We start from the raw sequence: 25,776 nt of genomic DNA on the forward strand, positions 1-25,776 counted from the left end.
CAGAATCAGCCTGAGCCGTGCGGGCCGTCTCGGCCGACCGCTCACACCGCGACGACCCGGACCACGCTGTCCAGGCCGACGAAGTCGTCCGCGTTCCGCGTGTAGAGCGGGATCCCCTTCACGGAGGCGATCGCGGCGATCATCAGGTCCAGCCGCCTGGGCTTGGGACTTCGGTCCGCCGCCACCGTCAGAGCGACGAGCGTCCCGTACCGGGAAGCCGCTTCTCCGTCGAACGGCAGGGGAGCGAAGTCCACGGCCGCCGCCTGGAGTTTCTCGGTGCGCGCCGCTCGGCTCACGGGATCCTTCGCCATCGCGACACCCTGATGGAGCTCGGCCATCGTCACCGAGGTGATCTCCGGAAAGCGTGGAAGCCTGTTGGGATCGAGTGTTCCGAGATCGATGTAGGTACAGGTGTCGAGGACGCCGAACTCGGCCTCAGGCAAGGTCGTCGTCTCCGATCCTGTCCTCATCACCGAAGAAGTCAGTGGCTTCCGCCCGCATCTCGCCGTAGTCGACACGGGGAAGCCCGCGATGACGCGCCACGAGCTCGTGCGCGGTGAGCCGCCTCCGCCGCGCGAGCGGACTGACCTGGGCGACCTCCACCCCGTTTCGTGTGACGTGGAAGGTCTCACCCGCCTCGACCTGATCCATGACGGACGCCGCGTTGTTGCGGAACTCGCGTTGCGTGATGGTCTTCATACGCCGATTGTAGCCAGCCGTGTCCCACCGTGCTACATCCCTGGTCCGACCGAGGGCCCGCGGGCGAGCGCTGGTCAGAGGGCGCGAGCGCGCCCCAGCAGCAGTGTGCGCTCGCTCTCGTTGCGGGTGAGCTCCGCGGCCCGCTCGAACTCCGCGCGGGCCTCCTCCGCACGGCCGAGGCGGGCCAGCAGGTCGCCCCGGACCGCGGGCAGCATGGGGTAGCCGGCCATCGCCGCGACCTCGCCCAGACGATCGACGATGCCCAGCGCCGGCTCGGGACCCAGGGCCATCGACACCGCCACGGCGCGGTTCAGCTCGGCCACCGGGTTGCGCGTCGTCCGGACCAGTTCCTCGTACAGGACGGCGATCGCCGACCAGTCGGTGTCCGCGGCCGTGGGCGCGACGGCGTGCTGGGCGGCGATCCCGGCCTGGAGCGAGTAGGGGCCGCGCGGCTGCCCCGGGTCGTCGGGGACGGACCGGGCCAGGGCGCGGATCCCCCGGGTGATCAGCAGCCGGTCCCAGCGGCCGCGGTTCTGCTTGTCCAGCGGGACGGGCTCGCCGTCGGGGCCCACGCGGGCCCGGAAGCGGGAGGCGATGAGCTCCATGAGGGCGAGCAGCCCGTGCACCTCGTGGTCCTTGGGCATCAGGTCGCACAGCACCCGGCCCAGGCGCATCGCCTCGTCGGTGAGCTGGGGGCGGTACCACTCGGCGCCGGAGGTGGCGACGTAGCCCTCGTTGAAGACGAGGTAGACGACCTCCAGGACGGAGCCGACCCGTGCGTCGCGGTCCTGCCCGACCGGCACCTCGAAGGGCACCTTCTTCGCGGCCAGGGTGCGCTTGGCGCGGACGATGCGCTGCGCCACGGTGGGCTCGGGCACCAGGAAGGCGCGCGCGATCTCGTCGGTGGTCAGGCCGCCGAGCATGCGCAGGGTGAGCGCGACCCGTGCCTGGGTGGCGAGCACGGGGTGGCAGCACACGAACATCAATCGCAGCAGGTCGTCGCCGTAGTCCTCCTCCAGGACCGCGTCGAACTCGGCCTGGCCGTCGTGGTCGCCGATCTCGCGGCCCAGCTCGGCCATCCGGTCCTGGAACCGCTCGTCGCGGCGCCAGCGGTCGAGGATGCGGCGCTTGGCGACGGTCGTCAGCCAGGCGCCGGGCTTGGCGGGCACGCCCTCCGCCGGCCATTTCTCCAGGGCACTGACGAGGGCGTCCTGGGCGAACTCCTCCGCCAGGCCGACGTCGCCGACCATGCGGCTGAGCGCGCCGATGAGGCGGGCCGACTCGATGCGCCAGACCGCCTCCACCGCGCGTGTCGCGTCCGAGTGGCTCACGGGGCCATCACAGCACCGTGAGCCACCTCACCGCAAGCCTCGCCGGGGTCTAGTACCCCTGCTCACGCAGCTCGCGCTCGCGCTCCTTGAGGTCCTCGGGCATCTGCTCCATGTCCTCCAGCTCACCGATCCGGCGCAGCTGGAGCTTCATCTCGGTGTCGTCGCCCGCCGGCGGGTGGGGGACGCGCTTGGCCCACTCCACGGCCTCCTCGTGCGAGGACACCTGGATGACCCAGTACCCGGCGATGAACTCCTTGGCCTCGGTGAAGGGGCCGTCGGTGACGGTCACCTCGCCGTTGCGGAAGACGACCTCGGCGCCCTGGGCCGTGGGGGCGAGCCCCTCGCCGGTCAGCAGGACACCCGCCTTGACCAGGTCCTCGTTGTACTTGGCCATCGCCTCGTAGACCTCGGGTCCCACCTCGTAGTCGGCGGCCTCGGACTCGGGGGTGGACATGATCGACATGAGGTAGCGCATGGTGTTCGCCCTTCGTGGTGTGGGGGGGCTGTTCTCCCCCGCTCTCATCCACACGTCGAACGGGCCCCGCGCGGATCGACACCCTCCCGGACTTTTCTTCGAGAGTTTTCTCCGGGCCGTCTCCCGGGCCGTCCATCCGCGACTCCGCACGGACCCTCGGCCCGCTCCAGGACGGCCTGGCCGACCGCGTTCTCCACGCGCGCACCTGGCCACAAGCGGTCAACCGGACCGCCCGCGAGCGTGCTGAACTGGGACGTTCGGTAGAGTTCCCGAGCGGTTCGCCGACGACGGCGTGGACCACGGTACGGAGGAGAACACGGGTGGAGCTGTTCCTGAGCACGGCCTTCGGGTTCCCCACCGTCCTGTTCACGCCCCTGCTGATCGTGGTCGCGGCCTACTGGGTCCTCGTGCTCGTCGGCGCGGCCGACAGCGAACTCCTGGACGCCGTGGACGGCGACGGCGCCGCCACCGGGCTCAGCGCGGCCATGGACCGGGCCCGCCTGGGCCAGGTGCCCGTCACCGTCGCGCTCTCGATGCTGGTCTGCGTCGCCTGGTTCGTGAGCATGATGGGAGGCATCATGACCAGTCTCCTCAACACCACCTCCACCCCCCTGCTGCTGGCCCTCGGCGCCGTCGTGCTGCTCATCGCGCTCGTCGCCGCCTGGGCGGTCACCAGCGGCCTGGTGATGACCGTCGCCCGCTTCCTGCCCCGCCGCGGCGGCGACTCCAAGCACGAACTCGTGGGCCGCACCTGCGTGATCCGGATCGGCGAGGCCGGTGAGCGCTTCGGCCAGGCCGAGATCACCACCTCCGGCGGCGCCGCCATCACCATCCCCGTGCGCACCACCGGCGGCGAGGTCCTCCCCCTGGGCAGCACCGCCCTGATCTTCGACCACCAGGCGGAGGACGACGTCTTCCTGGTGACCCACTTCGACGCGGCCCTGGACCCCGGCCAGAGCTGACCGGGGGCGACGCCCCCGCCCATGGGAGCGCCTCCCGTCCGGGAACCGTTCCGCGGCCGACCGCGTCTCACCCCCCGACGAGCCCGAAGCGGCACCCCCGCCGCCACGTCCCCGGTGCTCGATCCCCGCGCCCGCACGTCCACTCCCAGAAAGCGACCCCACGTGTTCCTGAGTGCAACCACCGACGGGCAGGAGGCCGCGAACGCCGCCTTCCTCACCGTCGGAGTCGCCATCGCCATCGGCCTCCTCGTCCTCGTCGCGCTGATCATGATGATCACGAAGCTCTTCAAGAAGGTCGAGCAGGGCAAGGCCCTGATCATCTCCAAGACCCGCGACGTCCATGTCACCTTCACGGGCGCCGTCGTCCTCCCGGTCCTGCACAAGGCCGAGGTCATGGACATCTCGCTCAAGACCCTCACCCTTGAGCGCAGCGGCCGCGAGGGCCTGACCTGCAAGGACAACATCCGCGCGGACATCCGCGTGTACTTCTACGTCCGCGTCAACGAGACCGCCGAGGACGTCAAGAAGGTCGCCAAGTCCATCGGCACCGAGCGCGCCAGCGACCGGGAGACCCTCCAGGAGCTCTTCAACTCCAAGTTCTCCGAGGCGCTGAAGACCGTCGGCAAGCAGTTCGACTTCGAAGAGCTGTTCACCCAGCGCGAGCAGTTCCGCCACGCGATCGTCTCCCTGATCGGCACCGACCTCAACGGCTACAGCCTCGAGGACGTGGCCATCGACGAGCTGGAGCAGACCCCGCTGCACCAGCACGACTCGAACAACATCCTCGACGCGCAGGGCATCAGCAAGATCACCGAGCGCACGGCGATCGAGCACAAGCGCACCAACGAGTTCGAGAACGACCGCAAGAAGGAACTCGACCGGCAGAACACCGAGACCGCCGAGACCCTCGCCGAGCTGGAGAAGCGCCGCGAGGAGGCCACCGCCAAGGCCAAGCGCGAGATCGAGATCATCCGCGCCCGCGAGGAGTCCGAGACCGCGCGCGTGCAGGCCGAGGAGCGCCTCAAGGCCGAGACCGCCAACCTGCGCACCAACGAGGCCCTGGGCGTCCAGCACCAGAACCAGCAGCGTGAGATCGCGGTCGCGGAGAAGAACCGCGAGCGCGTCATCGCCATCGAGACCGAGCGCATCGAGAAGGACCGCATGCTCGAGGTCATCGGCCGCGAGCGCGAAACCGAGCTGAGCAGCATCGCCAAGGACAAGGAGGTCGAGGGCCAAAAGCGCGAGGTCGCCGACGTCGTCCGCGAGCGCATCGCCGTCGACCGCACCGTCGCCGAGCAGGAAGAGGCGATCAAGCGGCTGCGCGCCGTCGAGGAGGCCGAGCGCACCCGCCAGGCCATCATCATCCAGGCCGAGGCCGAGGCCCAGGAGAACCTGGTCAAGGACATCAAGGCCGCCGAGGCGGCCGAGGCCGCGGCCAAGCACCGCGCCGCCGAGGAACTGACCCTCGCCGAGGCCCGCCAGCAGGCCGCCGAGCTCGACACCCGCGCCAAGATCCGCCTGGCCGAGGGCCAGCAGGCCGAGGCCGCCGCCGCGGGCCTGGCCGAGGTGCAGGTCCGCCAGCAGGACGCGGAGGCCCTGGAGAAGGTCGGCCGCGCCGAAGCCGTCGTCTCCCGCGAGAAGGCCGCCGCCGAAGCCGAGGGCATCGAGCAGAAGCTGCGCGCCGAGGCCGCCGGCCTCACCGACAAGGCGACCGCCATGGCCGCCCTGGACCAGGTCAGCCGTGAGCACGAGGAGTACCGCCTGCGTCTGGACGCCGAGAAGGAGGTGCGCCTGGCCGGCATCGACGTGCACCGCCAGGTCGCCGAGGCCCAGGCCACCGCGATGGCCGCCGGACTGGAGAGCGCCGACATCAGCATCGTCGGCGGCGACGGCGCCTTCTTCGACCGCATGGTCAACTCCATCGGCATGGGCAAGGCCATCGACGGCTTCGTCGGCAACTCCGACACCGTCCAGTCCCTGGGCGGCAACTGGCTCAGCGGTGGTTCCAACGGCAACGGCGGCAACTTCACCGAGGACATCAAGCGGATCCTGGCCGAGACCGACACCGAGGACATCAAGAACCTCACGGTCTCCGCTCTGCTGCTCAAGCTGATCGCCGCGGGCGGCTCCGACAGCGGCAAGCTGGACTCGCTGCTCTCCACGGCCCGCTCCCTGGGCCTGGACCAGCTCCCCGTGACCGCCATCGCCCCCGCCAAGCAGTGAGGTAGTCCTCCGTGACCGAGGCCCTGTCCCAGGAGACCGACAGCGCCGGGTCCGACGCCGTGGACGCGCAGTCGCTGGACGCGGGCACCTACGAGGTGCTCCGCGCCCGGCTGCGCGACCAGACCGGCGAGCTGGCCCGACGGACCGAGTCGCTCAACGACCGACGGCTGGAGGTGTTCGGCGGGACCGAACTGACGCTGCTCGGTACCGAGCGCATCCGCACCGAGCACAACTGCGTGCCGCGGGACATCGTGAGCGTGGGGCGCTCCATCGGCGCCGACGCCGACGGCGCCATGATCCTGTTCGGCTACAACGTCTTCATCGGCATGAAGCGGGAGACCCACGTCCCCGACGTGTTCTCACTGCACCGGTACGAGCGGGACGGCGAGGGCTTCGCCTTCGCCGACGCCCCCGGGGAGGCCGCGCCAGGCCTGCTCGAGGACGAGCGGTTCCGACAGGACTTCGGTCAGCTCTACCGCTACTACCGCGACGCCCACCTGCTCCAGCTGCGGGTGGTGGAGGACCGGCTGCTCGCCGTCTTCCAGACCGGACCGCGCACCGAGGACGTGCGGGTGCTGCGCTGGTCGATCTCGCCCACCGGCGAGATCGCCTACCTCGACGCGCGGGGCGAGCGCGACCACGTGTTCCCGCCCTCGCACGACTTCTCGTGGGTGCAGACCACCCGCGACGACCACGTCGCCGGGCGGCACCCGCACATCTCGATCCTCGACGAGCTGTTCGTCGAGACGATCAACGGCGACCTCACCATCAAGGTGGAGAACAACACCGAGATCGGCGAGGGCGTCTACACCGAGCCCGTCAACGAGCCGCTGCAGAGCCTGGCCGACGCCGAGGTGCACTACGCCAGGGTGGGCGCGCTCATCCTGATGAAGGTGCTGCCCTACAACGAGACCACGTGGCGGTACCTGGTCTTCAACACGCGCACCAAGGAGGTCGAGCGCCTCGACGGCATCGGCCAGTCCTGCCAGCGCCTGCCCGACGACCAGGGGCTCATCTTCCCCGGCGGCTACTACCTGGCCACCGGGTCGGCCAGGACCTTCGACACCGACGTCACCGACCTGGAGTTCGAGCGCGTGGTGCGCTCACCCAACGGGGAGGACGTGCTCTACGTCTTCCACTCCCGGGAGGACGGCCGCAGCCTGCTGCTGTCGTACAACACCATCCGCAAGGAGGTCGCCAACCCGATCGTCTGCCACGGCTACTCGCTGTTCGACGACGGCACGATGACCGTGTTCCGCGACGGCGTGGGCGAGCCCACCCGGGTGCACCCGATGCAGGTGTGGCGGACCCCCTTCGTGTCCGACGTGTACGCCGCCGCGCAGCCCGCCGGGACCGGTCCGCTGGAGCGGATCGGCAACGCCGAACTGGTGCGCGGTGTGTCGGAGTGCCTGTCCGTGGCGCGCATCGCCAACGACATGCGACCGTCCACCGAGGTGTTCGAGGCACTCATCGCCTCGTGCCGCCGGGTGTCGGACCAGTTCCACTGGTTGGGCGAGCCGGAGCTGGGCGATCTGGCGGAGCCGCTGTCGCAGGTGCGGGCGACCGCGGAGAAGGTGCTGGAGGAGTTCGAGACCGTCCAGGCCCTGACCCGGCAGGCCGCCGAGGCCCTGGCCGAGGCGGAGGACCGGACGACCTCGCTCATCCGCACCTCGCGCGGCGAGGCTCCGCGGTCGGCGGAGGGCTGGGTGGCCCGGCTGACCGAGCTGCGCCGCGCCCAGGGGCAGGCGGCCACGCTGCGCGAGATGCGCTACGTGGACGCCGACCGGCTCCAGGACCTCGACGCGCGGATGGACGAGGAGATCGCCTCCGCGGGCCGGCGGACGGTGTCCTTCCTCGAACAGGACGACGCGTTCGCGGGGTACCACGCCGAGGTGGACCGCCTGGTGGCGGACGCCGAGGCGATCGACGCGGTCACGGCCGCGACGGCCGTCGGCGAGCGCATCGCCGAGCAGACCGAGGGCCTGCAGGTGGTCACCGAGGTCATCGGCTCGCTGGACATCGGCGACGCCCAGGTGCGCACGCGCATCCTGGAGCGGATCAGCGAGGTGATGGGCGGGATCAACCGGGCCCGCGCCACGCTGGAGTCGCGCCGCAAGGAGCTGCTGGCCCTGGAGGGCCGGGCGGAGTTCGCGGCCGAGTTCGCGCTGCTGGGCCAGGCCATCACCGGGGCGCTCGCCGCGGCGGACTCCCCGGAGCGCTGCGACGAGCAGCTCGGCCGGATCATGCTCCAGCTGGAGAACCTGGAGTCGCGCTTCGCCGAGTTCGACGACTTCCTCGCGGAACTGTCGGACAAGCGGGAGGACGTCTACGAGGCGTTCTCCACCCGCAAGCAGTCGCTGGTCGACGAGCGGGCGCGGCGGGCCGACCGGCTGGCGTCGTCGGCCGCGCGGGTGCTGGAGGGCGTGCACCGGCGGGTGGCGACGCTGTCGACGCTGGAGGACATCAACACCTACTTCGCCTCCGACGCGATGGTCACGCGGCTGCGCCGCACCGTCGAGGAGATGCGGCAGCTCGGCGACTCCGTGCGCGCCGAGGAGCTGGACGGACAGATCCTGGCCGCCCGGCAGGAGGCGGGCCGGGCGCTGCGGGACCGCACCGACCTGTTCGAGGGCGGCGCGGGCGGGGAGACCATCCGCCTGGGCCGGCACCGGTTCGCGGTCAACACCCAGCCCATCGACCTCACGCTCACCCCCCACCAGGGGGAGATGTCGGTGGCCGTCACCGGCACCGACTTCCGGGCGCCGGTCACCGACGAGGCGTTCCAGGAGACCCGGTACCTGTGGGACCGGCTGCTGGTGTCGGAGAGCGATCGGGTGTACCGGGCGGAGTACCTGGCCACGTCGATCCTGGCCGCCGCCGAGGACGGCACGCTGGCGCATGACGGGGGCGGGAGCCTGCGCACGCTGGTCGAGGCGGACGTGCAGTCCGACAACGGCTCGCTGCTGGACCTGGTGCGCGCGGTCGCCGAGACGCGCTACGACGAGGGCTACGAGCGGGGCGTGCACGACCACGACGCCGCCCGGATCCTGTCCGCGCTGCTGCGGCTGCGCACCGGGGCGGGCCTGCTGCGCTACCCCGGCCGTGTCCGCGCGGTGGCCCAGCTGTTCTGGGCCTATGGCACCGACGAGGACCGGCGCTCCGCCTGGCGGACGCGCGCCGGGTCGCTGGCGCGGGCGCGGGAGGTGTTCGGGGCCCGCCGGTCCGAGGCCATCGACGGCCTGCGCGCAGAGCTGGCCCGGGGTGTGGACGCGTTCCTCACCGAGACGGGGCTGTACCAGGACACCGAGCTGGACCTGGTGGGCGAGTACCTGTTCGAGGAGCTGGCCGCGGACGGGCCCTCGGAGCAGGGGTTCGTGTCCGGTGCGGGGGCCAGGCTGCTCCTGGACCGGTTCCACCGCGCCCTGGGCAGCGCCCAGGAGACCACGCGCCGGGCCTTCGCCGAGGACCTGCGCTCGCTGGGGGGCGACGTGGCCGCTCGGCACCAGCTGGTGTCGGCGTGGTTGGACGCCTTCGCGACCACCCTGGAGGAGGGCTCGTTCGACGCGGGCGACCTTCCCGAGGCGGCCGCGATCGAGCTGACCGGGGCCGAGGTGGAGCGGTACGAGTCCTCGGCGGCGGTGCACGAGACGGTGACGGGCCTGTTGGGCTCGCACCCGCGTGTGCGCGAGCGGTCGTTGGACGTGCGCCTGGACGAGATCCTGCCGCGCACCCGCGAGTTCCGGCTGCGGGACGTGCCCGCCTACCGGGACTTCCAGCGGCGGCGCCACGAGCTGGTGGCCGCCGAGCGCGAGAGGCTGCGGCTGGAGGAGTACAAGCCGAAGGTGATGAGCGGGTTCGTCCGCAACCGCCTGCTGGACGAGTCGTACCTGCCGCTGATCGGCGACAACCTGGCCAAGCAGCTGGGCGCGGCCGGCGACGACAAGCGCACGGACCAGAGCGGCCTGCTGCTGCTCATCTCCCCGCCCGGGTACGGCAAGACCACGCTGATGGAGTACGTGGCGAGCCGCCTGGGGCTGGTGTTCGTGAAGGTGAACGGACCCGCGCTGGGGCACGCGGTGACCTCGCTCGACCCGGAGGAGGCGCCCGACGCCACCTCGCGCCAGGAGGTCGAGAAGATCTCGTTCGCGCTGGAGATGGGCAGCAACACCATGCTGTACCTGGACGACATCCAGCACACCAACCCGGAGCTGCTGCAGAAGTTCATCTCGCTCTGTGACGGCCAGCGCCGGATGGAGGGCGTGTGGGAGGGCCGTACGCGCACCTACGACCTGCGGGGCAAGCGGTTCGCGGTGTGCATGGCCGGCAACCCCTACACCGAGCAGGGCAAGAAGTTCCGGATCCCGGACATGCTGGCCAACCGCGCCGACGTGTACAACCTGGGCGATGTTCTCTCGGGCAAGGAGGAGCTCTTCGCGCTCAGCTACATCGAGAACGCGCTCACCTCCAACCCGACCCTGTCGCCGCTGTCGTCGCGCGACCGTGAGGACGTGTACACGTTCGTGCGGATGGCCCAGGGCGACGAGTCGGTCGGCACGGACGAGCTGAAGCACCCGTACTCGGCGACGGAGGTGGAGCGGATCCTGTCGGTCCTGCGCAAGATGCTGCGGGTGCAGGAGGTGGTGCTGGCCAACAACCAGGCCTACATCGCCTCGGCGGCCCAGTCCGAGGACGCCCGCTCCGAACCGCCGTTCCAGTTGCAGGGCTCGTACCGGAACATGAACCGGCTGGCGGAGAAGATCGTGCCGGTCATGAACGACGCCGAGGTGGAGGCCGTGATCGACGACCACTACCTGGGCGAGGCGCAGACCCTGACCTCGGGCGCGGAGGCCAACCTGCTCAAGCTCGCCGAGCTGCGCGGGGTGATGACGCCCGAGCAGAAGACCCGGTGGACGCAGGTCAAGGACGGGTTCCTGCGCGGACGCGCGCTGGGCGGCTCCGAGGACGACCCGATGACCCGGGCGATCGGGGCGATGGGCCTGCTCGCCGACCGGGTCGGCTCGATCGGCACCGCGATCGACCGCGCCACGGAGCGGTAGCCGGGCCGGGCGCCCGGCGACCCGGCCGGTGCGGCGACCCGACCGATGCGGGGCCGCCGTCCCACGCGGGACGGCGGCCCCGCGCTCGTACGCGGACGGTTTCCCGCTCAGATGCGGACGGGCTCGCGCCGCGGATCCGTGATCATCTTCGGGTCGCGGTCGCGCAGGAGCGCCATGAGGGGGGCGACCGTGTCGGCCCGCTGGGCCTCCTCGCCCTCCTCCGCCAGCAGCCCGACGACCTGGAAGAACAGCACGAGCCCGTTGTCGGTGTCCAGGAACCGCAGGTCGACGTCCGGGACGATGGCGAGCGAGGTCATCTCGCCGTTGGCCGGGTCCCCGCCCAGCGGCGAGGGGGTGACGATCCAGTGGCCGACGTCCAGGTCGACCCCGGCGAGGAAGCGGCCGGCCAGGGCGTGCAGGACGCGCAGGATCCACGCCGGGACGGACGTGTCGTCGGGCTCGCGCGGGATCCGGCAGGTGAACTCGAAGCCGGCGCCGGAGACGGCGGTCTGCTCGCTCGTCTTCTCCCCCAGCTCGGTCAGGCCGAAGGTGACCAGCAGCCAGTGCCCTTCGAGCGGGTAGGCGAGGACCCCGTCCAGGCCGCCCTCGTCGCCGTCCGCGGCGAACTGGACGGTCAGCGGTTCGACGCCGGGATAGCGCTCGGCCCACCCCTCGTAGATCCGGACGAGCCCGGGCAACAGCTCCAGCATGGTGTCGTGGCTCCCCACATCAGGTGTTCGTGCACGTCCGAGCATAGAAGCGCGCGGCGGGCGCGGGGTACGCCGATCCACCGCTCGGCGCCGACGGCCTCAGATCTCGCAGGCCAGCCGCCATCCCCCCTCGTCGTACACCCAGTACTCCCGGCTCCCGTCCAGGGACTCGTACTCGGCGCCGACCGGCAGATCGGTCACCTCGCCCGTCTCCGCGGCCACCCGGAGCAGGTCCGCGGCCAGCCAGTAGGCGTGGTGCGCCGCCTCCGACTCCCACCGGACGGGGTCGAGGGCGCTCCAGTAGTGGCCGCCGGGATCGAACCGCGACGCCCACGCCTCGTCACTGGGGCACGCCCAGTCCAGGGGCCGGTACGCGGCCGAGGACGGCCGGCCGGCGCGGGCGAAGACCCGCCGCGCCCCGCACACCGGGCAGGGCCCCGGGTCCAGGGGCGCGAAGCGCGACATCAGCCAGTGCAGGTCGATGGTGCTGTGCTCGCGGGTCCGGGAGGCGTCCCCCTCGGTCACCGCCCCCGGGTCCCCGCAGTCGGGGCAGCGGGGCTCGGGCGGTCGGCGCCCCCGCGCGAGGGTGCGGGCCCCCGGCCAGCCCGACGGCCACAGGGCGCCGCAGCGCGCGCACCCGTACTGGCGGCGGAGCGGACCGACGCGGCCGGGAACGGCCCGGCGCGCGCTCTCGCCGGGGGGCGCGGTCTCGCCACGGGGCGCGGTCTCGCCACGGGGAGCGGTCTCGCCGGGAGGCGCGGTCTCGCTTCGGGGCGCGTCGCCGCACGGCGGGTCGGCGGCCGCGCGTTCCCGCCGCGCCCGCGCCTGTGCACCGCACCGGGGTCCGACGGCCGGGTCCTCGGAGCCGCCGGCACCGATGGCGGGGTCCCCTGGCACGCGCCTCACCATGGGTCCATCATCCCTCGTCGTGGCGGCGGGGACCAGTGCGCCGGATCACGGGATTTGGGAGCGATCCCAGCACTCCGAAGGAAAGTCCGGTATACCTACACAGCAGCGTTTTTGTCTCTCCTGCGTGAGTTTGTGGACACAAGTGGCTCCCAGTGCTGGCGTCTCCTACTACTGGGTAGTAACATTGACTTGTTACTAGTCGGTAGATCCGCGTGTACAGACACCGCGGCCAGGGACACACAGCGGAGCTGTCCATGACGCATTACAAGAGCAACCTGCGCGACATCGAGTTCAACCTCTTCGAACTCTTCAACCGCCAGGACGTACTGGGCAAGGGCCCCTTCGAGGAGCTCGACGAGGAGACGGCGCGCACCATCCTCGGCGAGGTCAACCGCCTGGCCACGGGCGTCGTCGCCGAGTCCTTCGAGGACGCGGACCGCAACCCGCCGGTCTTCGACCCCAAGACCAACACCGTCGCGATCCCCGAGAGCCTGAAGAAGTCCTACAAGGCCTACATGGACGCCGGCTGGTACAACCTCGACCTCCCCCCGGAGCTGGACGGCCTGGGCGCCCCCCGCTCCCTGGTGTGGTCGGCCGCCGAGCTCGTCCTCGGCGCCAACCCCTCCATCCACATGTACTCCGCCGGCCCGGGCTTCGCGAGCATCCTCCACTCCGAGGGCAACGAGAAGCAGAAGGAGTTCGCCAAGCTCGCCATCGAGCGCGGCTGGGGCGCCACCATGGTCCTGACCGAGCCGGACGCCGGCTCGGACGTGGGCGCCGGCCGCACCAAGGCCGTCGACCAGGGCGACGGCACCTGGCACATCGAGGGCGTGAAGCGCTTCATCACCTCGGCCGAGCAGGACATGACCGAGAACATCTTCCACCTGGTGCTGGCGCGCCCCGAGGGCGCCGGCCCCGGCACCAAGGGCCTCTCGCTCTACCTGGTCCCGAAGTTCCTGGTCAACGAGGACGGTTCGCTCGGTGAGCGCAACGGCGCCTACGTGACCAACGTCGAGCACAAGATGGGCCTCAAGGCCTCCACCACGTGCGAGCTGACCTTCGGCGACAAGCACCCCGCCATCGGCTACCTCGTCGGCGACAAGCACGACGGCATCCGCCAGATGTTCCTCATCATCGAGTACGCGCGCATGATGGTCGGGACGAAGGCGATCGCCACCCTCTCCACCGGCTACCTCAACGCGCTGGAGTACGCCAAGGAGCGGGTGCAGGGCAACGACCTGGCCGGGGCCAAGGACTCGCCCAAGGTCACCATCACCCACCACCCGGACGTGCGCCGCAGCCTCATGACGCAGAAGGCCTACGTCGAGGCCATGCGCTCGCTGGTGATCTACACCGCCACGCAGCAGGACGCGATCCAGATCGCCCACAACGCCGGTGAGGACGTCACGGAGTTGGAGGCCATGAACGACCTCCTGCTGCCGATCGTCAAGGGCGTGGGCTCCGAGCGCTCCTACGCGCTGCTCGCCGAGTCGCTCCAGACCCTGGGCGGCTCCGGGTTCCTGCAGGAGTACCCGATCGAGCAGTACATCCGCGACGCCAAGATCGACACCCTCTACGAGGGCACCACCGCGATCCAGGCCCAGGACTTCTTCTTCCGCAAGATCGTCCGCAACGGCGGCGCGGCGCTGGGCAAGCTCGCCGGCGAGATCAAGGACTTCGCCCAGAGCGAGGCCGGCAACGGCCAGCTCAAGGAGGAGCGCGCGCTGCTCCTGGAGGCCGCGGAGAACGTCGAGGAGATGGTCGGCCTCATGGTCGGCCACGCGATGGCCGCCGCCGAGGACAAGCGCGAGCTGTACAAGGTGGGCCTGAACTCCACCCGTCTGCTCTTCGCCTTCGGCGACGTCGTCCTCGCCTGGCTGCTGCTGCGCCAGGCCGAGGTCGCGCTGGCCAAGATCGACGGCGCCGACGCCGCGGACAAGGACTTCTACACCGGCAAGATCGCCGCCGCGCGCTTCTTCGCCGACCAGTTCCTGCCGCGCATCGCCGCCGAGCTCAAGATCGCCCAGGGCGTGAACCTGGACCTGATGGACGTTCCCGAGTCCGCCTTCTAGGAGGCCGCGGGAACCACGGGCGGGACGGCCTCCGGGCCGCCCCGCCCGTTTCGTGTGCCCGGTCTCGGACGTGCTCCCCCGCCCGGTCTCGCACGTGTTCCCCTGCCCGGTCTCACACGTGCTCCCCTGCCCGGTCTCACACGTGCTCCCCTCGCCCGCGTCGGGTAGCGGAGCCGTGAGGGCACACGACGAGAGCCGAGGTGCTCGTAAGGGGGAACGACATGGGAGAGCCCGACACGCGAGGCGTCGACGGCGCCACCGAGTTCGACGACTACCCGCGCCTGGCGGTGGTCACGGGGGGCGACAGCGGGATCGGCCGCGCGACGGCGATCAGGTTGGCCCAGGACGGGTTCGACGTCGGCGTCACCTACCACTCCGACGAGGAGGGCGTGCGCAGGACGGCGGACGAGGTCGCGCGGACCGGCCGCCGGATGGCGGTACGCCGGCACGACCTCACCGACCCCGTGCGCGGTTCCGAGGCCATCGCCGAGCTGATCGAGGACCTGGGCGGCATCGGGGTCCTGGTCAACAACGCGGGGACCGGCTCGGGCGAACCGCTGCTGGAAACCGACTACGAACGCTGGCGCGAGGTCCTGTCCGTCGACCTGGACGGCCCCTTCCTCTGCTCACAGATCGCCGGCAAGCACATGCGCGACACCGGGCGCGGCGGCCGCATCATCAACATCACCAGTGTCCACGAGGAGTATCCGCGGGTGAACGCCGGGACCTACTGCACCGCCAAGGGCGGCCTGAAGCTCCTCACGCGGACCCTCGCGCTCGAACTCGCCCTGTACGGCATCACGGTGAACGCCGTGGCGCCCGGAGAGATCGCCACGCCGATGACGGGCCAGCACGAACAGGAGCCGGACCTCGACTCGCGTGCCGGGTACCCGGTGCCGCGTCCGGGCCACGCCTACGAGGTGGCCGAGGCGGTGGCGTTCCTCGCCCGCCCGCAGGCGTCCTACGTCACCGGCGCGTCCCTGTTCGTGGACGGCGGCCTGACCCTGATGGGGCCGCAGGCGGGTGGGGCCCTCCAGGACGCCACCTGGCGGGCGGGCTGACGCCGCGTGCCGGACGGGGCGGCCGGACGGGGCGGCCGGGCTACGCCCGTGAGGCCTCCGGCGGCGCCCAGACGAAGGGGGTCGTGGTGGTGACGGGCCGCAGGCCCAGACGGCGCAGGATCGGCGCGCTCTCGTCGGAGGCGTCCACCTGGAGGAAGCGCGTGCCGCGCTCGACGGCGGTCCGGGCACGCGCGGCCACCAGGGCACGGTAGATCCCGCGCCCGCGCCAGGCGGGCAGCGTCGAGCCGCCCCACAGGCCGGCGAACTCCGTGCCGGGCACGAACTCCAGCCACGCGGCGCACACGACCTCCCCGGCGGCCTCGGCCGTCAGGACGACGGTCCCGTCCGGGTCGGCGGCGATCATCGCGGCGAGGTGCTCCACGAGCCAGCTCCCGTCGTCACCCCACACGGCCGACTTCAGGTCCGCGATCCGGCGCAGGTCGTGCGTGCCGGTGACCCGCCGCACGACCACCCCCTCCGGCGGCGGCGCGTCCACGGCCAGTTCCGCGGCCAGGCCCACCATGACCGTCTCGCGCTCCTGCGGGACGAACCCGGCCGCGCGCAGCCGGTCGGGCAGGTCCTCGGGAAGGTCGTGGCCGTAGGCCTTCCACTCCACCGCCTCCCCGCGGGCCGCGAAGAGGTCCCGCTGGCGGACGATCAGCCGGTCCAGGTCGGCGCCGGCCACCCTCGCGCCGGGCGCGAGGCCGACCATGCCCCGGTGCTGCCCGGTGATCCGCAGCGCGGGGCCGTCCCACTCCGCCTCGGCGCCGTCGGGGAGGAGCGCCGGCGCACCCCGGGTCTGCTCGTCGAAGGCCGCGAGCCAGTCGTCGTCGTTCATGGGTGCACAGTAGGACGCGTTCAGGAACCCGAGGAGTCGGCCCCCGAGGAGAGCCGACGCATCATCCCGGAGGCGTCCGAGACCACCCAGTACTCCGCGAGGCGGCCGTCGGCGACCCGGAAGACGTCACTGCCCACGAGCGAGGCCGGCGTCCCGGGCGGGGCGTCCGCGCCGGGGATACCGCCCCTGTAGGTCCCGTGGAAGGTCCAGTGGGCGGCGACCATGCCGTCGCCGACCACCGGACCGGCGTCCAGGGTGGTGCGGACGTCGTCGAAGTACTCGTGCGAGCGCCGGATCTGCTCGACCGCCCCGGCGGGTCCGTGGACGTCGAAGTCGGGCCAGTGGCCGACGAAGTCCGGGGCGAGGATGCGGTCGGCGACGTCGAAGTCGCCCGACCACACCTCGAAGAGCCAGCGGCGGTAGAGGGTCTCGATCTCGTGCATACACCCGGCCTACCCACGTCCGCACGGCATCAGCGCCCCCGGACGGAAGCGCGTTCACTCCATCGCGTTGAGCCTGGTGATCGCGCGCTCCAGCAGGTCGCCCAGGGCGCTCAGTTCCGCTTCGGTGAACTCCGCCGCGAGTCCGGCCTCCACGCGCAGGGCCGCCTCGTCGGCCCGCGCCACCAGCGCGCGGCCCTCGTCGGAGATGCTGTTCACCGTCACCTTCTGGTGCAGCGGCGACAGGTTGCGCTCGATGAGGCCGGAGCGTTCGAGGTTGGTCAAGACCGTGGCCATCGTCTGCGGGGTCACCATGCATTCGCGGGCCAGCTGCGCCGCGGACATCCCGTCGGAGACCGACAGCAGGAGCAGCACCGCGTACTGCGGGACCGTGAGGCTGAACTCCCGCAGGGCGCGGGACTTGCGGCCGATGAGCGCCTGCTCGGCGCGCTTGATCGTGTGGCCGAGCCGGTCGGCGCCCACGGAGCCGTGTCCCGACCCGGACTTCTCGGCCGGCGTGCGCTCCATCTGGTCCTCCACCTCGCGATCCGGCCTGTCGATCTGCAGCGATCATGCCACGCCACCGCGCTCGCCGCGTCCTCCCGTGCGGCCGCCCACCCCGGTATACAGAATTCTACTTTCGAACAGACCTCTGTTCTATGACAGAACTCTGGTACTGTCTCGGCGCGGAGCCACCCACAGCCCGGGCGAGACCGGGCGCGACGAGGGGAGAACCACCATGGACACGAGGCGCATGGGAGCGACCGGACGCGACGTCGGCGCGGTAGGGCTCGGCTGCATGGGCATGTCATGGGGGTACGACCGGCTCGGACGGGACGCCGACGTGTCCGTCCGGGTCATCCGTCGAGCCCTGGACCTGGGCGCCGACCTGATCGACACCGCCGACCAGTACGGCCCCTTCACCAACGAGGAGCTCGTCGGGCGGGCACTGCGCGGACACCGGGACCGGGCCTACCTCGCCACCAAGGGAGAGCTCGTCGTCGACGACCCCGAGACCTTCGCCTCCCACCGCGACGGCCGGCCCGAGCACCTGCGCGCCGCCTGCGAGGCGAGTCTGCGGCGCCTGGGCGTGGACCACGTCGACCTCTACCAGCTCCACCGGATCGACCCCGGCGTCCCGTTGGAGGAGAGCTGGGGCGCCCTCGCCGAACTGGTCGAGGAGGGCAAGGCCGACGCGATCGGGCTCTCGGAGGCGAGCGGAGCACCGTCGGCGCGGCCGGTCTGAGCATCGAGGCCCTGCGCACCGGTGGTCACACGCCGGGGTCGATCCTCCTGCACGTCGGGGGCGAGGGATCGGAGCTGTTCACCGGGGACGCCCTGCTCGCCGGATCACTGGGCCGGACCGACGGGCCCGGTGGCGACGAGCGGCGGCTGCGGTCGGCGCTGAGCCGGCACTGCGCCCGCCTGCCCGACGCCACCACGATCCACCCCGGGCACGGGGAGGCCACCACCCTGCGGGCGCAGAGGCGCCTCCACCGCTTCCTGCGCACGCAGGCGAGACCCTGACCCATACGAAGGGGGCGACGGATCACCGTCGCCCCCTGGGTGTTCGTACCACCGCTACGCGCGCGGGCGCCGCAGGATGAAGACGTACAGGACGACCGTGGCGGCCACCGTCGTCGCGCAGATGGGCACGAACGCCAGCTGGAACGCGGCCGGCCCCTCGGGCAGTGCCTGGAGGACGGCTCCGGCCAGCACCGTGCAGACCACGGCGGTGGTGAACCCGGACATGTTGACCAGGCCGGAGGCCACACCGGTCCGACTGGCCGGGATGCCGTCGCGGGCGAAGTCGAAGGAGACGGTGGGCGCGAGGGTCTGGCCGATCGCGCTGACCGCGAGCACCGCGACGCCGAGCGCCAGGGGCGCGCCGCCCGGCCAGGCCACCAGCAGCAGCCAGCCCAGGCTCAACGTCGTCGCCAGGGTGAGCGCGAGGCCGCCGCGCACGTTCGGGTTGTGCCCGATCAGCACGCCGACGAACGGCGCCACCCACAGCCCGCCCGCGGCCAGCACGGTCAGTGTCACGGCGGCCGCGCCCTCGGACAGCCCCAGGCCGCCGACGAGGAACGGGAAGCCCCACAGCACCATCATCATCGTGAAGGGCGCCATGACGGCGGCGTGGTGCGCCATACCGATCCGCGGTCCGCGGGCCGCCAGGGCCTCCTTGAGCGCCGCCCAGAGGGAGATGGGCGCGGCGACGGTGGCGTGCCCGGCGGCGCCGCCCGGGCGGTCACGGACGACCAGGAGCACGAGCAGCACCATCAGAGCGGTCAGGCCGGCGGTGGCCAGGAACGCGGTCTCCCAGCCGAAGCCGTCCAGGGCCCAGGCCAGCGGCGCGGCGCTGGCCACCTGTCCGGTGCCGCCGACCACACCGGTGAGCCCGCTGACCAGGGCGTAGCGCGAGCGCGGGAACCACAGCGCGGCGAGCCGGATGACGTTGAGGAACACCAGCGCGTCCCCGAGCCCGATGAGGAACCGTCCGGCGACCGCCAGCTCCACGACGGGCGCCAGGGCGAAGAGCCCCGAGCCGAGCGTCATCGCGGCCATGCCGATGCCGAGGGTGAAGCGCGGGCCCAGGCGGTCGGCGAGCAGCCCCGCGGGCACCTGGAGCAGGACGTAGACGAGCAGCTGGAGCATCGGCAGCAGGGAGAGCAGTGCCGGGCCGACGTCGAACCGGGCCTGGGCCTCCAGCGCCGCGACCCCGAGACCGTTGCGGTGCAGCATGGCCAGGAAGTAGCCGGCCACCGCCACGGCCCAGACGATCCAGGCGCGGGCTCCGCCCGTGGGCTCGATGATCTTGCCGCTCACACTTGTCCTGTCACCGGATGTCTCGGACTGCGTCTGCGTCACGCGCTGCTTCTCTCCTCGGGGGATGTCTCGTGGTGTTCCGCCCTCAAGTGTCCCCCAGTCGGGCGAATGCCCATTACACCGGGGTGAAGGGGAGTGCAAAACCGCCCACCGACTTCGGCACCGCCGGAGGTCTGGACCACGCAAAGACCTCGTTCGCCCAGGTCAAGAGTCCGCAAGCTGCGCAAAGTCACTGTAAGTAACACCGGACATGCCAAAGGTTGGCAAAACGGGTGATGCTGATGACAGCTCAGGGTGACATAGGGACTCTTTTTCCTCCCGGAAACCAGCGAACGCATGTTCGAAAAGTATGCCTTGAACAGTTAGTTCTTGGATCAACCCGATCGATACCCTTTCGTTAAATGTGATATGCGTCACATCTTCAAGTCTCGACTGCGAGGGGTGAGTTACTGCTAGCATCCGGAGCGCAAAGAATAACTACGAGGTAACGACATCGTTCACACCTCGCCAAGCTTTGCCGAGGAAGCATCCCGGACGCCTCCGGCCGAGGAAGCCCCTCGCACCGCGGCATCGTGGCCGCAACAAGCGCACACGGTCAGTACCGCGGAAACCCTAGAGACCACTGGAGAAACCTTGAGTCACTGGCGCCTGAACAATCCCCGGGCCTCCCGGGCGAAGTCGGCTCTCGCCAGGCGAATCAAGCACAAGCCCCGCCACGCCTTCTGCGCGGAGCGTGCGATCACCGCTCTGCTGAGTGAGCTCGCCTCTCTCGCTCCCCGCCAGCTCTACTGGTCCGGGACCTCGGAGATGGCCGTGATGTCGGTCCGACGCGACGTCAACGTCTGGTGCCGCGACGGGCGCTTCTTCTGGAACGACCTCCTCCGCGGCGGGCAGACCATCTCCCACCCGGCCAGCGACCCGGCCGGTGCGGCCGCGCTCCTCAACCCGTGCCCGCCGATGCCGGAGCCCGTCTTCCCGCGCCACCACCGCACGATGGCCGGACTCACCGCGGCCTGAACCGCCCGGGCCCGCTGAGGGCCCGACCTCTTTCTCCTCACCCCCTGTGGGGCGCACCCCTCACACCCGCGCCGTACCCCGTGACGCCATGCCGGGGTCCGACCTCCCGCGCCGCGGCCCGGCCGACGCCCTCCCTGCGGGCCCCGCCTCCGCACGCCGCGCGCACATCACCGCACCGCGTGCCACCGTTCCGCCGTGCGCCGCGCCCGCAGGTTCCGCGCCTCGCGCCGACGCGTCCTCGTGCTCTCGCGCCACCGTGCCGCCATGCCTCGCCATCGCGCCCTCGTGCCGCCATGCCTCGCCGCCGCACCCTTCGCGTCCGCAGACCCGCACGCTCCGCGCCCGCAGGCTCCGCTTACGCCTTCGCGCCACCGCCGCCGTGCCGCCGCCTGAAGCGGTCTTCGCCTCCCCGGCATCGGACCAACGCCCGCATATCCACGGAGAACATCCGAAATCGTTCCCCAAGGGCGACCTTGAGGGGTTACGGTGATTTTTCGGATGCCCCGGGGCTCCCCGCTCGTCGTTGGGCTCCGCGTCCTCATTCATCCCTGGCCGCAGAGGACCCATGCGCCCCTTGACTCCGGACGACCCCACACACCTCGGCGGGTATCGGCTCACCGCCCACCTGGGTTCCGGTGCCCTGGGCCCCGTCTACGCCGGTGTGCGCGCGGACGGCGTCGCCGCGGCGGTACGAGCGGTCCGGGCCGAGGACGCGGCCGACCCCGCCTTCCACTCCCTCCTGGACCGCGAGGCCGAGCTCATCGCGCGGATCCGGAACCGCTTCGTCGTGCCCCTGCTCGGCCACGATCTGACCGCCGCGCTCCCCTGGACGGCGACCGCGTACGTCAGCGGCCCCTCCCTCCTCGACCTCGTGCGCGGGACCGGGCCGCTGCCCGTCACGGCGCTCGCCCACATCGCGCGCGGACTCGCCGAGGCGCTGGAGCACGTCCACGCCGCGGGGACGATCCACCTCGGCCTCACGCCCGCCCACGTGCTCATCGACGCGGCCGGGCCGCGACTGGTCGACGTCGGCGTCCGGCGTGCGGCCGACGGCGCCCGGATCACCTCCCCCGGGGACTCCGTGTACTGGTCGCCCGAGCACCTGCCCGGCGACCGTGCCGCCCCCGCCGACGACCTCTACTCCCTGGGCGCGGTCCTGGCGTTCGCGGCGACCGGCCGCGCGCCGACGGGCACCGGACCCGCCGCCATGGTCGACGCGCTGCGCCGGGCACCGGCCGGCACGGGGACCGCGTCCGGCCTGCCCGACACCCTCGCCGCGTGCCTGCACGTGCGCCCCGAACGCCGCCCCTCCGCGAAGGACCTCCTGCGCGCTCTCGGCGGCCCGCTCCCGCAGGACCCGCGGCCGTGGCTGCCGGCCCGGGCCCGCGCCCTGGTCACACGGTTCGAGGAGGACTCCGACGCGGCTCTGCGGACCGCTCGCCCGGGACCCGGGCCCGGTCCGGTGGCCGACACCGGACCCGACCCCGTCGAGGCCGATTCGCCCGCCCTCCGGCCCGGGACACGGCCCGAGGACCGCCCCCGGGGCCTGACCCGGGAGGGGACCGGCGACCGCCGCGGAACCGTTCGCCCGCCCGCGGCCGGCACCGCTTCCCGTTCCCGCGCCGAGGCCGGGGCCAGGGCCAGGGCCAGGGCCGAGACGCCCCGATCGCTCCGGCGACGACGGATCGCGGTGCGCATCGCGGCCGCCGCCGGCGCGGCGGTCCTGTTCGCGACCACGGGACTGGCGGTGACGGCCACCCTGACCTCCGACGACGTCCGACCCGCCGACCTCCAGGCCCCCGACTGCTCCTCCACCGGCGGCATCAACGCGGCGCTCGTGCCCACCGAGGAGCCCCGGACGCGCTTCAGCCCCGAGGTCCCCTTCCGGCTCTCCTTCTCCCCGGACGGATCGGTCCTGGCCGTCTCCCAGGTCGGCGGCGTCGACCTCTGGGACTGGGACCGCTCCAGCCCCCTCGCCGCGATCCCCACCGCCGACGTGGTGCCGCCCGGACCCGTCACCTTCAGCCCCAACGGCTGCGTCCTGGTCCACGGCGGCCCCGACGGCGCCGCGGTGACCGATCTGCCCTCCGGCGAGGCGGGCCGTGTGGGCGGCGACGGGACCGTGCACTCCGTCGCGTTCAGCCCCGACGGCACGACCCTCGCCGTCGGGGTCGAGGGCGACCCGGACCAGCGCCTCCTCCACCTGCTCGACCCCGTCACCGGCGAGACCCTGTCCGCGCTCGCCGGTTCGGCGCGGCTCGGCGCGCTGCGCTACTCCGCCGACGGCGGCACCCTGGTCGGCAGCGAGGACAACGCCGGTTTCGCCGTCTGGCGGCTGGACCGCCCCGAGGACGTGTCCCTGATCGGGGACGGCACCGGCAGCGAGGCGTTCGCCGTCCTGCCCGACGGCTCCGGCATCCTGCTCGTCCAGTCCGACCGCGTGGTCCTGGTCGACCCCGAGACCGGCGACGTCGAGCGCGAGTTCGTCCCCCCGTCCGGGGACGGCGTCCTGGTGGACGTCGCCTACAGCCGCGCGACCGGCCGCGTCCTGGCCGCCCGCCTGGACGCGGCCATGGGCGCCGAGTCCGTGGTCGCGTGGGACCTGCGGACCGCGGAGCGCGTCCGGCCGACGGGCGACGCCCCCGCCGTGTTCCCGATGGTGGTCTCCCCGTCCGGCAACCACCTGGCCGGGCTCCGCGAGGGCTCCCACGACATCGCCGTCTACGACATGGACTTCTCGCTGGTCGGCGTGCTGTCCCAGTGATGACGGGCTGACGACGGGCTGTCGCGGTGACGGCCCGCTGGCCCAGTGACGACCTGCTGTCGCAGTGGCGGCGGGCCGGTCCGCGGACCGGCCGGTTCGGGCCACGGTCTGGGGCGTTCGTCCACGGACGGCTACATTTGGCGGGGGACGGCCCCGCCCCCCGGCCCGCCGCCCCTGTTGCCCTCACGCAGTAAGGAACGCGTAGCAGCCGTGCAGCCACTCGCCTCCGACGACCCCCAGAGCATCGGCCCGCACCGCCTCCTGGCCCGCCTCGGCGCCGGGGGTATGGGCAAGGTCTACCTCGCGCGCACGCCCGACGGACACCTGTGCGCCCTCAAGGCGGTCAAGGAGGACCTGGCCCACGACGCCCAGTTCCGCGCCCGGTTCGCCCGCGAGATCCGGGCCGCCCAGCGCGTGCGCGGCCCCTTCACGCCCGCCGTCGTGGACGCCGACCCCGACGCGCCCGAGCCGTGGATGGCCACCGAGTACGTTCCCGGCCCCACCCTCAAGGAGGCCGTCCGCGACGGCGGACCCTTCCCCGAGCCGTCCCTGCTGGTCCTCACGCTCGGCCTCGCCCGCGCCCTGGCCACCATCCACGGCGCCGGGCTCATGCACCGCGACCTCAAGCCCAGCAACATCCTGCTCTCCCCCCGCGGCCCCCAGGTCATCGACTTCGGGATCGCGCGCGCGGTCGAGGGCACCGTGCTCACCCGCACGGGCCAGACGTTCGGCACCCCCGCCTACAGCTCCCCGGAGCAGGTCGTCGGGCAGAACATCTCCCCGCGCAGCGACCTGTTCTCGATGGCGGGCGCCGTGGTGTTCGCCGCGGGCGGGGAGCCGCCGTTCGGGGCCGGGCCGCCCGCGCGGGTCCTGCGGCGCGTGATGTCCGGACGGCCGAACCTGGACGCGGTCCCCGAGGGCGTGCTGCGCGACCTCCTCGCCCGCTGCTTCGCCAAGGACCCCGCCCACCGGCCCGGGGCCGAGGAGGTCCGTGCGGCCCTGGCCGACCTCCCGCTGCCGTCGGCCGAACACGGGTGGCTGCCCGCGCCCGTCACCGAACAGATCGACCGGCACGCGGGCCGGACCCGTCGCGCCGAGGAGGCCGACCTCACCACCGCCGACATGAGCGGCGCGGACGGCTTCGGCACCGGCTCGACCCCGGTGTGGCCGAGCACGACGGTGCCCGGTGAGGCCACCGCGCCGGGCGGGGACACGGTTCCCGGCTCCGCCGCCCCGCGCCCGTGGTGGCGGCGCCGCACCGCCGTCGTGACCGCGTCCGCCGCGGCCGCGCTGGTCATCGCCGGCGGGGGCGCCCTCGCGCTCACCACCCTGCCCCTCGGCTCCGCGGGAGAACCCGGCGCCGGCGGCGAGCCCTCCGCCGACCCCGCCGCCGACCCGTCCGGCGCACCGCAGGGCGGTGAGGGCGAGGAGGGCCTGAGCGTGGACCTGGGCGGATTCACCTTCGACCTGGGCTTCTCCGCCGACGGCGAGACGCTGTACGTCTACGGCTCGGAGCTGTCGGCCTGGGACTGGCGCGAGGGCGTGCCCGTCGACGTCTTCGAACCCTCGCCGCTGGGCGCCGCGATCGGGCGGGACGGCCTCATCGTCGCCTCCTACGTCGACCACGTCCGCGTCTGGGGCGGCGACAGCGGGAACATCACCGCGCACTTCGGTTCCGCGCACGAGAACGACGACCGCGGCTACTACCAGACGCCCGCGATCTCCGACGACGGCGCCAAGGTCGCCGCGACCACCGCGGAGGACGGCCACCCCGGCAACGACCACGTGCTCCAGGTGTGGGACGTGGAGAGCGAGACCCCCGAGGTCGAGATCCCGCTGGAGGGCGTCCTCTACGCGCTGGAGTTCACCGCCGACGGCTCCCTGCTCGTGGGCCGCGAGTCCGCCTCCGACAGCAACGACGATCTGGGCGTGTCCGTGTGGGACGCCGCGACCGGGGAGCGGCTCCACCGCTTCCCGGAGGGGTACGGCCGCCATTTCGACCTGTCCCCCGAGGACCGGACGATGGTCATGAGCGCCGCGGGCGGCGAGGGGGCGGGGCCCCGCGACTACGAGCTGGTCGACCTCGACACCGGCGAGCCGACCGTCCCCCTGGCGGCCCTGGACGAGGACCACGCCCCCGTGGCGGGGGTCTACTTCTCCGCCGACGGCGACCGGGTCTACGCGGCCACCGACGGCGGCGCCGCCTCGGCCGGCAGCGTGTGGGACGCGCGCACGGGCGAGCTCGTCGTCGAGTCCGAGCCGCTGCTCCACGAGCCGCTCGCCGAGCAGGACGACGGAGAGCACCTGGCCACGATGACCTCGGACTCGCGCATCCTGATCCTCGACTCCGGCTTCGGCGTCGTCACCGAACTGAACTGACCGGAAGACACCC

General features: G+C 72.2%; 19 protein-coding genes and 1 pseudogene. 10 read left to right on the forward strand and 10 right to left on the reverse strand.

The genetic code is table 11. The features are described 5' to 3' along the window. Positions 1 to 41 precede the first annotated feature (41 nt). The 4 genes from DFP74_RS09265 to DFP74_RS09280 form a co-directional block, all read right to left on the reverse strand. Entirely contained in the window at positions 42 to 443 is a 402-nt protein-coding gene (locus DFP74_RS09265) for a type II toxin-antitoxin system VapC family toxin (RefSeq protein WP_199725570.1), read from the reverse strand. Next, complete coding sequence (locus tag DFP74_RS09270; protein WP_121181314.1) at positions 436 to 699, reverse strand: type II toxin-antitoxin system Phd/YefM family antitoxin; 264 nt, start codon at positions 697 to 699, stop codon at positions 436 to 438. The genes DFP74_RS09265 and DFP74_RS09270 overlap by 8 nt, the downstream gene beginning before the upstream one ends. 74 nt (positions 700 to 773) lie before the next feature. After that, positions 774 to 2,030: an RNA polymerase sigma factor gene (locus DFP74_RS09275; RefSeq protein ID WP_121181315.1), complete on the reverse strand. Its 1,257-nt coding sequence runs from the start codon at positions 2,028 to 2,030 to the stop codon at positions 774 to 776. Positions 2,031 to 2,079: 49 nt separating this feature from the next. Beyond that, positions 2,080 to 2,505, reverse strand: coding sequence for a YciI family protein (locus tag DFP74_RS09280; RefSeq protein ID WP_121181316.1), 426 nt, complete (start codon positions 2,503 to 2,505; stop codon positions 2,080 to 2,082). A 320-nt stretch (positions 2,506 to 2,825) separates the two neighbouring features. Here DFP74_RS09280 and DFP74_RS09285 point away from each other — a divergent pair, with 320 nt between their 5' ends. The 3 genes from DFP74_RS09285 (at position 2,826) to DFP74_RS09295 (ending at position 10,747) form a co-directional block, all read left to right on the forward strand. Further along, positions 2,826 to 3,467: an OB-fold-containig protein gene (locus DFP74_RS09285; protein WP_121181317.1), complete on the forward strand. Its 642-nt coding sequence runs from the start codon at positions 2,826 to 2,828 to the stop codon at positions 3,465 to 3,467. A gap of 162 nt (positions 3,468 to 3,629) precedes the next feature. Beyond that, positions 3,630 to 5,690: an SPFH domain-containing protein gene (locus DFP74_RS09290; protein WP_121181318.1), complete on the forward strand. Its 2,061-nt coding sequence runs from the start codon at positions 3,630 to 3,632 to the stop codon at positions 5,688 to 5,690. A gap of 11 nt (positions 5,691 to 5,701) precedes the next feature. Beyond that, positions 5,702 to 10,747: a DNA repair ATPase gene (locus tag DFP74_RS09295; protein ID WP_121181319.1), complete on the forward strand. Its 5,046-nt coding sequence runs from the start codon at positions 5,702 to 5,704 to the stop codon at positions 10,745 to 10,747. A gap of 107 nt (positions 10,748 to 10,854) precedes the next feature. Here DFP74_RS09295 and DFP74_RS09300 read toward each other — a convergent pair whose 3' ends face one another. Both DFP74_RS09300 and DFP74_RS09305 read right to left on the reverse strand, forming a co-directional pair. Next, the gene (locus tag DFP74_RS09300; protein ID WP_121188148.1) at positions 10,855 to 11,457 is read right to left on the reverse strand and encodes a suppressor of fused domain protein; all 603 of its coding nucleotides are present in this window, start codon (positions 11,455 to 11,457) and stop codon (positions 10,855 to 10,857) included. 99 nt (positions 11,458 to 11,556) lie between these two features. After that, positions 11,557 to 12,366 (reverse strand): hypothetical protein, encoded by an 810-nt coding sequence (locus DFP74_RS09305; RefSeq protein WP_121181320.1) that lies wholly within the window; start codon positions 12,364 to 12,366, stop codon positions 11,557 to 11,559. Between the two features lie 254 nt (positions 12,367 to 12,620). Here DFP74_RS09305 and DFP74_RS09310 point away from each other — a divergent pair, with 254 nt between their 5' ends. Together DFP74_RS09310 and DFP74_RS09315 are read left to right on the forward strand one after the other, a co-directional pair. After that, complete coding sequence (locus tag DFP74_RS09310) at positions 12,621 to 14,438, forward strand: acyl-CoA dehydrogenase (protein WP_121181321.1); 1,818 nt, start codon at positions 12,621 to 12,623, stop codon at positions 14,436 to 14,438. 221 nt (positions 14,439 to 14,659) lie between these two features. Beyond that, entirely contained in the window at positions 14,660 to 15,499 is an 840-nt protein-coding gene (locus tag DFP74_RS09315) for an SDR family oxidoreductase (RefSeq protein WP_121181322.1), read from the forward strand. Between the two features lie 40 nt (positions 15,500 to 15,539). Here DFP74_RS09315 and DFP74_RS09320 read toward each other — a convergent pair whose 3' ends face one another. From DFP74_RS09320 to DFP74_RS09330, 3 genes are read right to left on the reverse strand one after another with little or no spacing between them, the layout of a single operon-like run. Next, positions 15,540 to 16,337: a GNAT family N-acetyltransferase gene (locus tag DFP74_RS09320; RefSeq protein WP_121181323.1), complete on the reverse strand. Its 798-nt coding sequence runs from the start codon at positions 16,335 to 16,337 to the stop codon at positions 15,540 to 15,542. A gap of 20 nt (positions 16,338 to 16,357) precedes the next feature. Continuing rightward, positions 16,358 to 16,780, reverse strand: coding sequence for an ester cyclase (locus tag DFP74_RS09325; protein ID WP_121181324.1), 423 nt, complete (start codon positions 16,778 to 16,780; stop codon positions 16,358 to 16,360). Positions 16,781 to 16,834: 54 nt separating this feature from the next. Further along, on the reverse strand, positions 16,835 to 17,305 hold the full coding sequence (locus DFP74_RS09330; RefSeq protein ID WP_121188149.1) for a MarR family winged helix-turn-helix transcriptional regulator: 471 nt from the start codon (positions 17,303 to 17,305) through the stop codon (positions 16,835 to 16,837). A 277-nt stretch (positions 17,306 to 17,582) separates the two neighbouring features. On the opposite strand from DFP74_RS09330, the pseudogene DFP74_RS09335 reads away from it, so the two are divergent. Next, positions 17,583 to 17,936: pseudogene (locus DFP74_RS09335) on the forward strand (aldo/keto reductase); the annotation flags it as partial. Then, positions 17,840 to 18,304, forward strand: a complete 465-nt coding sequence (locus DFP74_RS35140; RefSeq protein ID WP_370013495.1) for an MBL fold metallo-hydrolase — start codon at positions 17,840 to 17,842, stop codon at positions 18,302 to 18,304. The pseudogene DFP74_RS09335 and the gene DFP74_RS35140, both read left to right, overlap by 97 nt. Positions 18,305 to 18,358: 54 nt before the next feature. Here the strand turns inward: DFP74_RS35140 and DFP74_RS09340 are convergent, their stop codons facing one another. Then, positions 18,359 to 19,603, reverse strand: a complete 1,245-nt coding sequence (locus DFP74_RS09340; protein WP_255499394.1) for an MFS transporter — start codon at positions 19,601 to 19,603, stop codon at positions 18,359 to 18,361. A gap of 633 nt (positions 19,604 to 20,236) precedes the next feature. Here DFP74_RS09340 and DFP74_RS09345 point away from each other — a divergent pair. The 3 genes from DFP74_RS09345 to DFP74_RS09355 all read left to right on the forward strand — a co-directional run bounded on the left by DFP74_RS09345 (position 20,237) and on the right by DFP74_RS09355 (position 25,763). Further along, positions 20,237 to 20,620 carry a hypothetical protein gene (locus tag DFP74_RS09345; RefSeq protein WP_121181326.1) on the forward strand — a complete coding sequence of 128 codons (384 nt, stop codon included), beginning with the start codon at positions 20,237 to 20,239 and terminating at the stop codon, positions 20,618 to 20,620. A gap of 565 nt (positions 20,621 to 21,185) precedes the next feature. Further along, on the forward strand, positions 21,186 to 23,384 hold the full coding sequence (locus DFP74_RS09350; RefSeq protein WP_121181327.1) for a WD40 repeat domain-containing serine/threonine protein kinase: 2,199 nt from the start codon (positions 21,186 to 21,188) through the stop codon (positions 23,382 to 23,384). A gap of 210 nt (positions 23,385 to 23,594) precedes the next feature. Next, positions 23,595 to 25,763 carry a WD40 repeat domain-containing serine/threonine protein kinase gene (locus DFP74_RS09355; protein WP_121181328.1) on the forward strand — a complete coding sequence of 723 codons (2,169 nt, stop codon included), beginning with the start codon at positions 23,595 to 23,597 and terminating at the stop codon, positions 25,761 to 25,763. Positions 25,764 to 25,776 lie beyond the last annotated feature (13 nt).

The organism is Nocardiopsis sp. Huas11 (assembly GCF_003634495.1).
In the GTDB taxonomy this organism is placed as follows: domain Bacteria; phylum Actinomycetota; class Actinomycetes; order Streptosporangiales; family Streptosporangiaceae; genus Nocardiopsis.

Excerpts from the sequence above, each read along its gene's own strand:
- DFP74_RS09300 (WP_121188148.1), bottom strand. The coding sequence starts at position 11,457 with ATGCTGGAGCTGTTGCCCGGGCTCGTCCGGATCTACGAGGGGTGGGCC.
- DFP74_RS09280 (WP_121181316.1), bottom strand. The coding sequence starts at position 2,505 with ATGCGCTACCTCATGTCGATCATGTCCACCCCCGAGTCCGAGGCCGCC.
- DFP74_RS09305 (WP_121181320.1), bottom strand. The coding sequence starts at position 12,366 with ATGGTGAGGCGCGTGCCAGGGGACCCCGCCATCGGTGCCGGCGGCTCC.
- DFP74_RS09330 (WP_121188149.1), bottom strand. The coding sequence starts at position 17,305 with ATGGAGCGCACGCCGGCCGAGAAGTCCGGGTCGGGACACGGCTCCGTG.
- DFP74_RS09315 (WP_121181322.1), top strand. The coding sequence starts at position 14,660 with ATGGGAGAGCCCGACACGCGAGGCGTCGACGGCGCCACCGAGTTCGAC.
- DFP74_RS09325 (WP_121181324.1), bottom strand. The coding sequence starts at position 16,780 with ATGCACGAGATCGAGACCCTCTACCGCCGCTGGCTCTTCGAGGTGTGG.
- DFP74_RS09310 (WP_121181321.1), top strand. The coding sequence starts at position 12,621 with ATGACGCATTACAAGAGCAACCTGCGCGACATCGAGTTCAACCTCTTC.
- DFP74_RS09350 (WP_121181327.1), top strand. The coding sequence starts at position 21,186 with ATGCGCCCCTTGACTCCGGACGACCCCACACACCTCGGCGGGTATCGG.
- DFP74_RS09270 (WP_121181314.1), bottom strand. The coding sequence starts at position 699 with ATGAAGACCATCACGCAACGCGAGTTCCGCAACAACGCGGCGTCCGTC.
- DFP74_RS09320 (WP_121181323.1), bottom strand. The coding sequence starts at position 16,337 with ATGAACGACGACGACTGGCTCGCGGCCTTCGACGAGCAGACCCGGGGT.